Genomic DNA, 12,947 nt, shown 5'->3' on the forward strand with positions numbered 1-12,947 from the left:
CGTGCCGTCGCTGGGCCGCAACATCCGGCTCAACGTCTCGGCCAAGGGCATCAAGGTGATCGACGCCCGTGGCATCGAGGCCGTCGTCCGTGACATGCAGGCGAGGGGTGTGAAGCTCTGATGGCCAAGAAGGCTCAGGACGTCCGTCCGATCATCAAGCTGCGCTCCACCGCCGGCACGGGATACACCTACGTGACGCGCAAGAACCGCCGCAACAACCCTGACCGCATCGTGCTGAAGAAGTACGACCCCGTCGTGCGCAAGCACGTTGATTTCCGAGAGGAGCGCTGACATATGGCTAAGAAGAGCAAGATCGCGCGCAACGAGCAGCGCAAGGTGGTCGTCGACCGCTACGCCGCGAAGCGCGCAGAGCTGAAGAAGGCGCTCGTCGACCCGACCAGCACCGACGAGCAGCGCGAAGCTGCGCGCGTGGGCCTGCAGAAGCTGCCCAAGAACGCGTCGCCGGTGCGTGTGCGTTCGCGCGACGTCATCGACGGCCGCCCCCGCGGTGTGCTGACGAAGTTCGGCATCTCGCGTGTGCGCTTCCGCGACATGGCGCACCGTGGCGAGCTGCCCGGTGTGACCAAGTCGTCCTGGTAGCACCGGCTCAGGCCAGAGCGTCGAAGAGGCGGATCCCCCTTGCGGGGGTCCGCCTCTTCCGTTTCCGGTCGCCTGCAGGCCCCGGGGCGAGGAACGCAGGCGCCGACCGCTCTACACTCGAGAACCGGCGAAGGGAGTCGCGATGCCGCTGGATCCGTTCTTCGCCGAGCGACTGCGCGTGCACCGGCGCTACCTGTTCGGGCGGGCGCTCAAGGGCATGCGAACGCGGATCGCCGCCCTGTGGAGCTTCGGCCGCAAGCCCGAGGCTCTGCTGACGCCCGCGGCGGCATCCGCCGTCCCGGCGCGCAGCGGAGCGAGTCCTCGGGCCCGAGCCCGCGCGAAGCATCGGAAGGCCGCTCGCGCGTGGGATCGCACCGAGCTGGAGACCGTCGGAACCGCCGGCCCCGATCTGCGCATCACCGAGCATGAGGTGCCGGTGCCCGGGTACCCGTCGGTGCGCGTGCGCGTCTACCACCCGCCCGGTGCCACGGACGGCGCGGTGCCGGCGTGCCTGACGTTCTTCGGCGGCGCATTCCGCATCGGCGGCATCGACTACCCGACGACGGATGCCGGCTGCCGGCGCCGGGTCGCGGACTCGGGCGTCGCGCTCGTCGCGGTCGACTACGCCCTGGCACCCGAGCATCGGTTCCCGACGGCGGTGGAGCAGGCGTACGCCGCCCTGGAGTGGCTGTTCGCCAATGCCGGCGAGCTCGACGTCGACCCCGGCCGGATCGGGGTCGCGGGCACGTCGGCGGGCGGCAACATCGCCGCCGCGCTGACCCTGGTCAACCGCGATCGCGGTCGTCTTCCGCTGCGCCTGCAGATCCTCGAGGTGCCCGTGCTCGACCTCACGGGGCGGCACCTCGAGCTGAGTGCGACGCGGGCCGTCGGCATCCCGAGCTTCATCGCGCTGCGTGAGCTGCGCTCGGTCGTGCGCACCTACCTGACCACTCGGGCGGAGGCGCGCTCGGCGTATGCGTCGCCGCTGCGCGCGACATCGCTCCAAGGGCTCCCCCCGGCCGTGATCTTCACCGCGCAGTACGACCCGCTCCGCGGCGATGGGGAGGCGTACTGCGCGGCCCTGCGCGCTGCCGGTGTGGAGGCCAGCGCCGTGCAGTACCTCGGAGTCACGCACGACACCCCGATCTTCACGGGCGCGCTGCCCGCGGCACGTCGGTGGCATGCGGAGGTGGTGACGGCGCTGCAGCGGCTGCACGAGCCCTGACGGTCCGCGTGCGGGGGACCCGCGCCGCTTCCCACTACTCCCGCGAAACTGCAACCGGACGTCGAGACTGTGGGTGAACCCCGACGGCTCGAAGTCCCGTTGCGGTCTCGCGGGACAAGACGAGCGGATGCCGCCTCCACCGGCTCAGCGCGCGACCGATACGACGTTCTCGCGCCACATCGGCCCCACGCGTCACATCGGCCCCACCGACACGCCGGTCGATTACGTCAAGGGGCTCCGAAATCCGCGGAATTCCGCGGAAGGTGGGTATATTCGGGGGCGGTCGATCCGACCAGCCGAGGGCGATCGCCCTTCGGTCCGAGCAATGAAAGGCGCGCTTCCGCCGCCTTGGAGGACAACCACATGGCTGACAAGTCCATCACCAAGACCGAACTCGTTGCGAGCATCGCGAGCGCCACGGGCCAGAGCCAGTCCGCCGTGTCGGGCGTGCTCGACTCCCTCTTCTCCACCGTCTCCGAGGCGGTCGCCAAGGGCAGCAAGGTGTCGATTCCCGGCTGGCTCTCGTTCGAGCGCGTCGAGACCTCGGCTCGCACGGGACGCAACCCCCAGACCGGCGAAGAGATCAAGATCCCGGCCGGCCAGCGCGTCAAGGTCACCGCGGGCTCGAAGCTGAAGGCCGCAGTCAAGTAGACCCGAGTTCGAAGGGGGATGCCGCACCCGCGGCATCCCCCTTCTCCGTTCCCGGCGGCCGGCCCGAGCGACCTGCGGCGAACGGCCGCCTCAAACGACCGCGAAGCCGGCCGAACGCCGCACCTCGGCGAATGGCCGCGCCGACCGGGCGTACGAGGGCTCAACGTAGGCTGGAATGGTGATCCCGGCAGCCACTTCACGCGACGCCCGCGCGCCGCGCGGAGACGCGGGCGGCGGACTCTCGCCCCGCGGAGTCTCGCCCCGCGCACTGCGGGCCGCCGGCCCCGCGATCCTGGTCATCGTCGCACTCGCGACTATGGCGTGGGCGCTGGCCTTCGGCGGCGGTGCGGCGCCGTTCGCGATCGGCGATCCCGGTCCGCTGGTGCGGTGGGGGCTTCCGACGGCGACGCTGGTCGTCAATCTCACGGCCGCCGGCATGGTCGGCGCGCTCGTGACGGCCCTGTTCACGCTGCGGGCGGGTGAGCGGGAGTTCGACGCGGCGCTCGACATGGCGTCCATCTCGGCGGCCGTCTTCACCGTGGCAGCGGCGACGACCGGCTTTCTCACGTTCGTCAACACCTTCAACCCCGCGGTCGGCATCGGCCCCGAGTTCGGGGCTCAACTGGGCCGCTTCCTCGTCGAGACCGAGGCGGGCCGCACGTGGCTCCTCACCGCCGTGGCCGGCGCGGGGATCACGGTGCTGACCTTCGCGGTGCGCTCGTGGACGCCCACCGTCCTCGTGGCGGTCCTCTCGATCGCCGCACTCGTGCCGATGGCGACTCAGGGTCACTCCGGCGAGGAGGCGAACCACAACGAGGCGGTCATGGCGCTCGTGCTGCACATCATCGCCGCCGCGGCGTGGCTCGGCGGTCTGATGCTCATGGTCGTGGTGCGGCCGATCCTCAGCCGCGACGCGATGGCAACGGCGATGTCGCGCTACTCGAGCATCGCGCTCGCCGCCTTCGTGGTCGTCGCCATCTCGGGCACCGTGCGGGCCACGATCGCCGTCGGCGCCTGGGAGAACCTCGCCTCGCCATACGGCGTGATCCTGCTGATGAAGGTCACCGCCCTGCTGGCGCTGGGCATCCTCGGCGCCTGGTATCGCAAGCGCTTGATCGGGGGACTGCGGGAGGATGCGGCATCCCGTCGATTCTGGGGCCTGGTCGCCCTCGAAGTCGGGTTCATGGGTGTGGCCAGCGGGGCGGCGGCGGCCCTCGCGCGCACCGCCCCGCCGACGACGGCCAACCTGCCCGCGGTGCGCTCGCCCGCCGAGATCCTCACCGGAGCCGCGCTGCCGCCCGAGCTGTCGCCGGACCGCTGGTTCACCGAGTGGAGCCTCGACCTGCTGTGGGCGTTCGCCGCGGGATTCGGGATCTTCCTCTACCTGGCGGGCGTGTGGCGGCTGCGCCGCCGCGGCGACCGTTGGCCGCTCTACCGGACCATCCTGTGGGTCGCGGGCCTCCTGCTGCTCTTCTGGGTGACATGCGGGCCGGTCAACGCGTACCAGGACTACCTGTTCAGCGTGCACATGGTCGGGCACATGCTGCTGACCATGGCGATCCCGCTGCTGCTGGTCGCCGGCGCCCCGGTCACGCTCGCGGCACGGGCCATCCGCCGGCGCGACGACGGGACGCGTGGAGGCCGGGAGTGGATCCTGTGGGCCGTGCACTCGCCGCTGGCCCGGGTGCTGACGAATCCGTTCGTCGCGGCGGCTCTGTTCGTCGGGTCCCTGTGGGTGTTCTACTTCACCGATCTGTTCCGCTGGTCGCTGTACGACCACCTCGGCCACGAGTGGATGACGGCGCACTTCCTGGTCACCGGGTACCTCTTCGTGCTGACGCTGATCGGAATCGACCCGGTCGAATACCGTCTCCCGTACGCCGGCCGACTCGTGACGCTGATCGCCGTCATGGCGATCCACGCGTTCTTCGGCATCGCGATCATGATGCAGACGGGCCTGATGGTGTCGGAGTGGTTCGGCGCGATGGGGCGGACGTGGGGTGCGACCCCCCTCGAAGACCAGTACATCGGCGGCGGCGTCGCGTGGTCGATCGGGGAGCTGCCCACTCTCATCCTCGCCATCACGGTCGCGATCCAATGGAGCCGCAGCGACGAGCGGGCGCAGAAGCGGGCCGACCGGCACGCCGACCGCACCGGCGACGCGGAGCTCGAGGCCTACAACGCGCGGCTCGCGGCGCTCGCCGAGCGCGACGCGCGCGGCTGACTCACTTCTCGGGCGGCGGTTCGCGCGGAAACTCGGGCTGCTCGTCCCATTTCGTGCCGTCCAGATCGCCGCGCAGCCTGCCGGTGAGGTCGTCGACCGCGGCGCCGACGGTCGCCGCGAAGCGGTCCGGCGTGAAGCGCTCCGTCAGCCCGTAGCGGCGGAGCACGTCGATGACGGGATCCTTCATCTCGGCGAGGATCAGACGGATGCCGTTCGTGGCGAGGTAGTCGTCCAGCTCGATGAGCTCGTCCATCGCCGTCGTGTCGATGTCGGTGATCGGCTCGGCCGCCAGGATGACGGTGTGGATGCCGGGGCCGGCGGCATCCACGCGGGATCTCACGTAGTCGTCGAAGATGGCGCCGTTGGCGAAGAAAAGGGGGGCGTCGAAGCGCACGATGACGATCCCCGGCAGCCGCCGCCCCTCCGGATAGCGGGAGAGGTCGTGATATCCGCGCAGGGCGGGAACGCGGCCGAGCTCGGCCTTGTACGGCCTCCAGGACCGTTGCACGAAAGCCAGCAGGGACAGCCCGATCGTCACGACGATGCCCTCGAGAACACCGAACACGAGCACGCCCACGAAGGCGGCCAGGGACAGACCCGCGTCGACCTTGTCCATTCGCACGAGGCGTCCGAAGCCCCGCACGTCGATGAGGCTGATCGCGGCACTGATGACGACCGCGGCGAGCGTCGCCGACGGCAGATACGCGGTGAGGCCCGGAGCGAGCAGGATGAACGCGATCAGGAGTACCGCGCCCACGACGCCGGTCAACTGGGTGCGTGAGCCCGCCTGCTCGGCGACGGGGGTGCGAGAGGAGGAGGCGGACACCGGAAAGCCGCCGAGGAGGCCGCCGGCGATGTTCGCGAGCCCGATGCCCGACATCTCCTGGTTGCCCGGGACGCTCTCGCCTCGCCGCGCTGCGAGCGAGCGGGACAGCACCGCGGTGTCGGCGAACGCGACCAGCGCGATACCCGCTGCCGGCAGTGCGAGCGCAGCGACGTCCGCCCACGTGAGACCGCCCAGCGCGGGTGCGGGCAGACCCTGCGGCAGGGCTCCGACGACGGGCAGCGACTCGGACAGCCCGAAGATCGCCGTGACCGCGGTCGCGACGACGACCACGACGAGCACACCCGGAACGGGCGACCGCAGGAGTCTGAGGGCGAAGATGACCAGGAGCGAGCCGATGCCGAACGCCATCGCCGGCGGTTGGACCTCACCCGCCGCGACACCGCTGTAGATCGACACCACATCCGGAAGCGGCGACAGGGAGTCGATCGAGAAGCCGAGCAGCTTCGGCACCTGCGAGATGATCACGAGCAGTGCGACCGCGTTCAGGTATCCGACGCGGATGGGCTTGGACAGCAGGTCGGTCACGAACCCCAGTCGCAGGAGGCCACCCAGGAGGAGGATCGCCCCGACCATGATCGCGAGCAGTCCCGCGAGCGCCACCGCCCGGTCGTCGCTGCCCAGCGCCAGAGGCAGGACGGAGGCCGCGATGATGGGCGCGAGCGCGGAGTCCGGGCCGAGCACGAGGACGCGCGACGGACCGAAGACGGCATAGGCGAGCAGGGGCACGATCGTCGCGTACAGACCCGTCTCGGGCGGCAGGCCGGCGGCAGCCGCGTAGCCCATTCCGGCGGGGATGAGCAGGGCCGTCACGACGATGCCGGCCCGGATGTCGGGCCACAGCCACGCTCGGCGGTAGTGGCGCGCCACGGCCGCGCCGGGCAGCCACCGCCCGATCCCCGTCGGAGTCATCTCGCCACGGCATCCCTCGCTAGGGACCGCTCACCGTGATCGACGCCGTGCCGTCGGGGAGGATCACGATGCTGCCGGTGACGGTGAAGGGGACGTCTTCGACCACGTGGCGCACCGTTCCATCGAACAGCGAGCGGATGTCGACCTCGATGCGGGCTGTGGCATCCACGGCCGGGATGCTCCAGCCTGCTCCGTCGGGCACCACGGTGATCGTCGGCTGCGCGGCGATCGACCACTCCGGGGGAGAGACGATGCGATCCTGCACCACGAAGCCGAAGGGGCAGCCGGTCGGCTGCAGGACGTCCTGCTCCGTGCACCCGACCAGGAACTCCTCCACGCGCTGCTGCACGATGTCGATGAACTCGGGCGTCGCGACCGCCTGGATGTCGACGGGCACCTTCGCGAACGGGCTGTCCGAGAGGACGGCGACTCCGCGGGTCGACGATATCTGCGTGTCGACCGATACGGAGTACACGCCCGGCGAGAACACCAGCAGCGACACGGCGGCTTGCGGGTCGGCATCCGCACCATCGGGTGAGACCTGCCGCTTGTCGATCGTGAAGCCGTTGACGTCGAAGGTCATCGAGCCCTGCACCGTGAGGTCCATGAGCGCGAGCGGACTCGTCGCGAACCGCCACGTCGGTGCGAGACCCACCGTGCCGTCGCGCAGGAGCCCGAACGTCGTCGTGCCGGGGAACGCGCCGGCGCTGTAGGTCGCCGTCACGAACACGACGCCGTTCTCGTCCTCAGTCTCGGAGGTCACTTCGACCTCCGTAAGGGTGGCGAGCGCGTCGCGGCGCAGCAGCGCATCCGACGCCGTCGCCGGAAGGCCGGCCGCCTCGAGCTCGGCGGAGTCGACAGCCACCCCCGGCACCGCCAGAGCGTCGGCGGCGCGGCCGTCGGCGAGCATGCCGAGGTAGCGCTCGACGAACGCGGTGGGGCTGTAGAACTCCCGGTACATCGCGGCGCCGCCCGCCAGCACGGCTGCGACCAGCAGCAGGCCCACGATGCCGAGCAGCGTCAGGTCGAGTGCGAGGCGCCGACGGCGAGCGGATGCCGCCGCTGCGGGCTCAGGCTCGACCTGTCGCGCGCGCGCTGCGACGGGCGCCATCGCCGCTGTGTCCATCGCCCCCCGGTCCACGGGTTCAGTCTAGGAACTCGGCCCACTGAGCGGACGGGTGGAGTCATCCGCGGGAATGCACAGGTGGGACTCGCCGCGCGGTGGGCTGGCTACCATGAATCGGTGAACACACCTCCGCTCTCGCCCGAGCAGGAGGCGCTGTTCCGACTCATCGAAGACACGCGGGAGCACGTCTTCGTCACCGGCCGCGCGGGCACCGGCAAGTCGACGCTGCTGCAGCACCTGGCCTGGAACACGTCCAAGCAGATCGCCGTCTGCGCCCCGACCGGGGTTGCGGCGCTCAACGTCGAGGGCCAGACGATCCACTCGCTGTTCCGGCTGCCCATCGGACTGATCGCGGGCGGTCAGATCGACCAGTCCGACGCGACCCGGAAGATCCTCAACGCGATCGACACGCTGGTCATCGACGAGATCTCGATGGTCAATGCCGATCTCATGGACGCGATCGACCGCGCACTGCGCCAGGCGCGCGGCCGCAGGGCCGAGCCGTTCGGCGGTGTGCAGATCGTCATGTTCGGCGACCCGTACCAGCTCGCGCCGGTGCCGCCGCGGGGCGACGAGGCGCACTACATCCGGGATCATTACCGCTCGTTCTGGTTCTTCGACGCGAAGGTCTGGGTCGGCACGGTCGGCGGAGACGGGATCATGGACATCGGCGCGTACGGCGCCGACCTCCACATCCGCGAGCTGATCGACATCCACCGTCAGGCCGACCCGGCCTTCAAGGCGATGCTCAACGCGGTCCGCTACGGCCGGGTCACCGCAGACATCGCGCAGATCCTGAACGACACCGGGGCTCGCACGCCGCCCTATCCGGCCGACGGCGAGCACCCGATCATCACGCTCGCGACCCGCAACGACATCGTCAACAACATCAACCGCCGGCACCTGACCGAGCTGCTCGGCCGCGAGCAGACGGCGACCGCCGAGATCAGCGGCGACTTCGGACGGGGCGATGCCTCATACCCGGCCGACGTCGATCTCAAGCTGAAGGTCGGGGCGCAAGTGATGTTCCTGCGCAACGACACCGGATCGTACGGTGATCCGCCGCGGTGGGTCAACGGCACGATCGGGACGGTGACGCGGATCGCAGGCGGCACCGTGCGCGTGGAGGTCGAGGGGCAGGAGTTCGACGTCGAGCCGGCGGTCTGGGAGAGGTTCCGCTACGCCTACGACGCCGGGTCGAAGTCACTCACGCGCGAGATCGTCGCCGAGTTCACCCAGTTCCCGCTGCGGCTCGCGTGGGCGGTGACCATCCACAAGTCACAGGGCAAGACCTACGAGCGCGCGGTCATCGATCTCGGCTCGGGTGCCTTCGCCCCGGGGCAGACGTACGTCGCCCTTTCGCGACTGACGTCGCTGGAGGGTCTGTATCTGTCGCGACCGCTCCGACCGAGCGACATCCGCGTCGACCCGGACGTCCAGCGGTTCATGCAGTCGCGAACCGAGGCGAATCGGATCGGCTGACCGGACGCCTACACTACGGATCGCCGTGACCGGTACGTCAGCTCCGTGTGTTTGAATTCATTGCGTACACCTGGGGGGTGAAGGAATGCGGGTTCGACCCACACGACGGCGTGTTGCGCTCGCAATCGCCGCGGCCGTCGCGCTGACGCTCGGTGTTACGGCGTGCGCGCCCGACGCGCACGTCGAGATCGACGTGCCCGCACAGGTCGATGCTCCGTTCCCCGAGGCGACGGCACAGCAGCTTCAGGATGCCGTCAGCCACGCCATGGTCGCGGCCGGCGCCTCGGGTGCCGTCGTGGGTGTGTGGGCTCCGTGGAGCGGCTCCCTCGTGACCGGGCTGGGCGTCACATCGCCGGCCACCGGCGAGGCCGTCACGCCCGACATGGAGTTCCGTGTCGGGCAGATCACCCGGCCGATGATCTGCGACGTGCTGTACGCGGTCGCCGACGAGGGAACCGTGCAGCTGGACGATTCCCTGACGAAGTGGGTGACGGGTCTTCCCGACCTCTCCGATGTGACACTCGGCCAGCTGTGCGACAGCACGTCGGGCCTCGGCTCGTACCGACCTCAGCTGGCATCGCTGTTCCTGACGAACCCGACCCGGGTGTGGAACCCGCGCGAGCTGGCGAGCTACGGCATCGGCCAGCCCCGCGACGCCGCACCGGGAGCCGCCTATCGCGACTCCGATGCGGGCTACCTGCTGCTCGGAGTCGCCCTCGAGCGGGCGACGGGGCGCAGCGCCGCCGACCTGCTCGAGCACTACGTCTTCGACCCGCTGGATCTCGCGGCCACCCGCCTGCCGTCGAACCGGGCGGCGGCGCCGTCCGAGTCCGGACCGGTGCTGAACGGCTTCCACTCCCTGCCCGACGCGGCGGGTGCGTTCAACTGCGCCGAGCCGCTCGACGTCACTCAGTTCTCGGCGAGCAGCGGATTCACCGACTCGGGCGTCGTCTCCGACATCCAGGACCTCGGTCGTTACGTCCAGGGGCTCGCCGCGGGCGCGATCGTCCCCGAGGGTGCGGGGCGCTTCGAGCAGCCCGTCGCCGTCTACAACGGTGCCCCCTCGTGGTACACGACACGCGGCGGCGCGGTCCAGGCGGGGTCCCTCATCGGTCAGTTCGGAGCCGTCCCCGGATACATCACCGCGGCGTTCTCCGATCCTCAGTCCGGGCTCACGGTGGCCGTGGCGCTGAACAACTCGGCCGGCGACAAGGGGATGGCCGCCTACCTGGCGTGGGAGCTCGCCGCCATCGCGTCGAAGGCGCCCCCCGCCGACGGCGCCACCGCTCCCGAGGCCGGGCTGCCGTGGACGGCGCAGCAGTATCACGACACGATCAGCGCCAGCGCGATCTGCTCTGCACCCGCTGCGTGACCCGACGGTCGTGAGCCGTCACCTGGGCACGACGCCCGCGATCGCGCTCGTCGTGGTCGGCCTGGTGTGCCAGGAGGTCGGGGCGTCGCTCGCCGTGCTGCTTTTCCCGCAGGTCGGGCCGCTCGGGATGGTGATGCTGCGGCTCGTCTTCTCGGCGATCCTGCTGCTGCTCATCGCCCGACCCCGCCTACGCGGCCACTCCCGCGACGGCTGGCTCGCCGTCGTGCGGTTCGGGATCGTGCTCGCGGTCATGAACGGGCTGTTCTACCTCGCGCTGGAGCGCCTCCCGCTCGGCGTGACGGTCACGATCGAGGTGCTCGGGCCCCTGGTGCTGTCCATCGTCGCCAGCAGACGCCTGTCGGCCTGGCTGTGGGCGCTGCTCGCGCTCGCCGGCGTGGCCGCGCTGGGGGGCGGGGGGTGGGATGGCCTCGATCCGCTGGGAGTCGTTTTCGCGCTCGGAGCCGCTGCCAGCTGGGCGTTCTACATCCTGGCGTCGGCGCGGGTAGGGCGGGAGTTCCCCCGGTTGGACGGTCTCGCTCTGGCGATGACCGTCGGTGCCCTTCTCGCACTGCCCTTCGGCATCCTGTCGGCGGGTTCGGCGCTGCTCCGACCCGACCTGCTGGCCCTGGGTGCCGCCGTCGCGGTGCTCTCATCGATGATCCCCTACGCGCTCGAGCTCATCGCCCTGCGTCGCCTGCCCGCGGCCGCCTTCGCGATCCTCATGAGCCTCGCACCGGCGACCGCGGCGCTCGCCGGGTGGGTGCTGCTCGGGCAGGAGCTCGTCTGGCTCGAGGTGCTCGGCATCGCCCTGGTGATCGCCGCGAGCATCGGCGCGGTGCGCTCGGCGAGCATCGCGGCGCGCAAGGCCGCGGCATCCGCTGCCGTCGAAGCGAGAGCCGCAGACCGAGTCGCCGACATCGACGAGCCGTTCGCCGGACCGCTGGCCTGACCGCCCGGACTGCTCGTTCCGGATGCCGTTCTGCTCGGATCCGGGCGGGAACAGCGGGAATGGAGGATGCCGCCGGGTCTAGCCTGAGGCACGGAAGCGTCGGAGCTCCTGCACCGGCGGCTGTCGCCCACGGAAGGGGATGCACCATGTGTCGCTGGCTGGCCTACCGCGGGGAGCCGCTGCAACCGTCCCTGCTGATCCTGGATGCGCAGCATTCGCTGGTCGCGCAGTCGCTGAACTCTCCCCTGGGTGCCGAGACGGTGAACGGCGACGGGTTCGGGTTCGGCTGGTACCCGGCAGGTGCGGCGGAGGGCGGCATCCCGGCCGTGTTCCACAGCATCGAACCGGCGTGGCACGACCAGAACCTGCGCGAGATCAGTGCGGCAGTGCGCAGCCCGTTGTTCTTCAGCCACGTCCGCGCGGCCGGCGGGCCGCCGATCCAGCAGACCAACTGCCACCCGTTCCGCTACGAGAACTGGCTGTTCATGCACAACGGCTTCCTCGCGGACTTTCTGAGGGTCAAGCGCGATCTGACCTTCGCGATCGACCCGTCCCTGTACCCGCACGTCCGCGGGACGACCGACTCGGAGGTGCTGTTCCATCTGGCTCTCACCTTCGGCCTGCAGGACGATCCGGTTCTCGCGATGACCCGCACCGTGCAGCTCGTGGAGTCGGTGGGCCGCGGTCACGGTGTGCGGTTCCCGATGCAGGGGACGATCGCCGTGTCGGACGGCTCGACCCTGTGGACGTTCCGGTACTCGACGCAGGGGCGATCGCGCTCGCTGTTCCACTCCGTCGACATACCGACGATCCGGGAGATGTACCCGGATGCCGAGCGGCTTGCGCTTTTCGGAGACGACGCGCACGTCGTCGTGTCGGAGCCGCTGAATGACCTGCCCGGAACCTTCGTCGAGGTGCCCGAGTCGACGGTTGCGATCCTGGATCCGAGCGGCTATCACCACCAGCCGTTCCTCGCCGCCGCATAGCGGTTCCGACCTGACCCTCGCGCCGGCTCCGCCGGCGGGCGGAGCCTCGGGCGGAGCGGGACCGCCCGGAGAGTGTCGGTTCCGACGGCACCCACACGAAAGGCTCGATGCGGCACCTGCGGTGCCACCTCGAGCCTTCGGAGGGGATGACGGGAATCGAACCCGCGCTATCAGCTTGGGAAGCTGAAGTTCTGCCATTGAACTACATCCCCGGCAGGCCTTTCGGCGCGGAGCCAGCATAACAAACGCCGGATGTCGGCCAACCCGAGAGTTCTCGCCGAACCGGGGCGCGGTGTCGCTTGGTTCGGCCGGAATCCCCCGGTTCGAGCAACCAGAAAGCAGCCTGCACCCCGCCCCGAGATCGCGCACCCACTGATGCTCGCTAGGCTTGCGGCGTGCTGCTCTCCGACCGCGACATCCGACTCGAGATCGATGCGAAGCGGATCGGGCTCGAGCCGTGGGAACCGGACATGGTGCAGCCCTCGAGCGTCGACGTGCGGCTCGACCGCTACTTCCGGCTGTTCGACAACCACAAATACCCGTTCATCGACCCGGCCGAGGACCAGCCCGAGCTGA

Annotated in this window: 12 protein-coding genes, 1 tRNA gene and 1 pseudogene; 11 read left to right on the plus strand and 3 right to left on the minus strand. The window is 70.1% G+C overall.

Features of this window, described 5'->3' with window-relative positions; translation table 11 throughout:
- The 6 genes and pseudogenes from VFX99_RS09355 to VFX99_RS09380 all read left to right on the plus strand — a co-directional run.
- Nucleotides 1-121: pseudogene (locus tag VFX99_RS09355) on the plus strand (50S ribosomal protein L28); the annotation flags it as partial.
- Nucleotides 121-291 carry a 50S ribosomal protein L33 gene (gene rpmG / locus VFX99_RS09360; protein ID WP_013584775.1) on the plus strand — a complete coding sequence of 57 codons (171 nt, stop codon included), beginning with the start codon at nt 121-123 and terminating at the stop codon, nt 289-291. The pseudogene VFX99_RS09355 and the gene rpmG, both read left to right, overlap by 1 nt.
- 3 nt (nt 292-294) lie before the next feature.
- Complete coding sequence (rpsN, locus tag VFX99_RS09365) at nt 295-600, plus strand: 30S ribosomal protein S14 (protein WP_329666029.1); 306 nt, start codon at nt 295-297, stop codon at nt 598-600.
- Between the two features lie 142 nt (nt 601-742).
- Complete coding sequence (locus VFX99_RS09370) at nt 743-1,825, plus strand: alpha/beta hydrolase (protein ID WP_329666030.1); 1,083 nt, start codon at nt 743-745, stop codon at nt 1,823-1,825.
- A gap of 363 nt (nt 1,826-2,188) precedes the next feature.
- On the plus strand, nt 2,189-2,476 hold the full coding sequence (locus VFX99_RS09375; RefSeq protein WP_329666031.1) for an HU family DNA-binding protein: 288 nt from the start codon (nt 2,189-2,191) through the stop codon (nt 2,474-2,476).
- A gap of 316 nt (nt 2,477-2,792) precedes the next feature.
- Complete coding sequence (locus VFX99_RS09380) at nt 2,793-4,700, plus strand: cytochrome c oxidase assembly protein (protein ID WP_329666038.1); 1,908 nt, start codon at nt 2,793-2,795, stop codon at nt 4,698-4,700.
- Nucleotide 4,701: 1 nt separating this feature from the next.
- On the opposite strand, the gene VFX99_RS09385 is transcribed toward VFX99_RS09380, so the two are convergent.
- Together VFX99_RS09385 and VFX99_RS09390 are read right to left on the minus strand one after the other, a co-directional pair.
- The gene (locus VFX99_RS09385; RefSeq protein WP_329666032.1) at nt 4,702-6,456 is read right to left on the minus strand and encodes a SulP family inorganic anion transporter; all 1,755 of its coding nucleotides are present in this window, start codon (nt 6,454-6,456) and stop codon (nt 4,702-4,704) included.
- A 19-nt stretch (nt 6,457-6,475) separates the two neighbouring features.
- A complete protein-coding gene (locus VFX99_RS09390; RefSeq protein WP_329666033.1) occupies nt 6,476-7,597 on the minus strand; it encodes a hypothetical protein in 1,122 nt (373 codons plus the stop codon).
- Nucleotides 7,598-7,699: 102 nt separating this feature from the next.
- Here VFX99_RS09390 and VFX99_RS09395 point away from each other — a divergent pair, with 102 nt between their 5' ends.
- The 4 genes from VFX99_RS09395 (at nt 7,700) to VFX99_RS09410 (ending at nt 12,371) form a co-directional block, all read left to right on the plus strand.
- Nucleotides 7,700-9,064 carry a DEAD/DEAH box helicase gene (locus tag VFX99_RS09395; RefSeq protein ID WP_329666034.1) on the plus strand — a complete coding sequence of 455 codons (1,365 nt, stop codon included), beginning with the start codon at nt 7,700-7,702 and terminating at the stop codon, nt 9,062-9,064.
- An 85-nt stretch (nt 9,065-9,149) separates the two neighbouring features.
- Nucleotides 9,150-10,436, plus strand: a complete 1,287-nt coding sequence (locus VFX99_RS09400) for a serine hydrolase domain-containing protein (RefSeq protein WP_329666035.1) — start codon at nt 9,150-9,152, stop codon at nt 10,434-10,436.
- 10 nt (nt 10,437-10,446) lie between these two features.
- A complete protein-coding gene (locus VFX99_RS09405) occupies nt 10,447-11,385 on the plus strand; it encodes an EamA family transporter (protein ID WP_329666036.1) in 939 nt (312 codons plus the stop codon).
- A gap of 146 nt (nt 11,386-11,531) precedes the next feature.
- On the plus strand, nt 11,532-12,371 hold the full coding sequence (locus VFX99_RS09410; protein WP_329666037.1) for a class II glutamine amidotransferase: 840 nt from the start codon (nt 11,532-11,534) through the stop codon (nt 12,369-12,371).
- Between the two features lie 141 nt (nt 12,372-12,512).
- On the opposite strand, the gene VFX99_RS09415 is transcribed toward VFX99_RS09410, so the two are convergent.
- A tRNA-Gly gene (locus tag VFX99_RS09415) sits at nt 12,513-12,583 on the minus strand.
- A gap of 183 nt (nt 12,584-12,766) precedes the next feature.
- Here VFX99_RS09415 and VFX99_RS09420 point away from each other — a divergent pair.
- A partial coding sequence (locus tag VFX99_RS09420) for a dCTP deaminase (protein ID WP_414684350.1) occupies nt 12,767-12,947 on the plus strand: 181 nt, incomplete at its 3' end.

Origin of the sequence: Microbacterium sp. (assembly GCF_036277215.1) — a bacterium.
Lineage (GTDB): Bacteria > Actinomycetota > Actinomycetes > Actinomycetales > Microbacteriaceae > Microbacterium.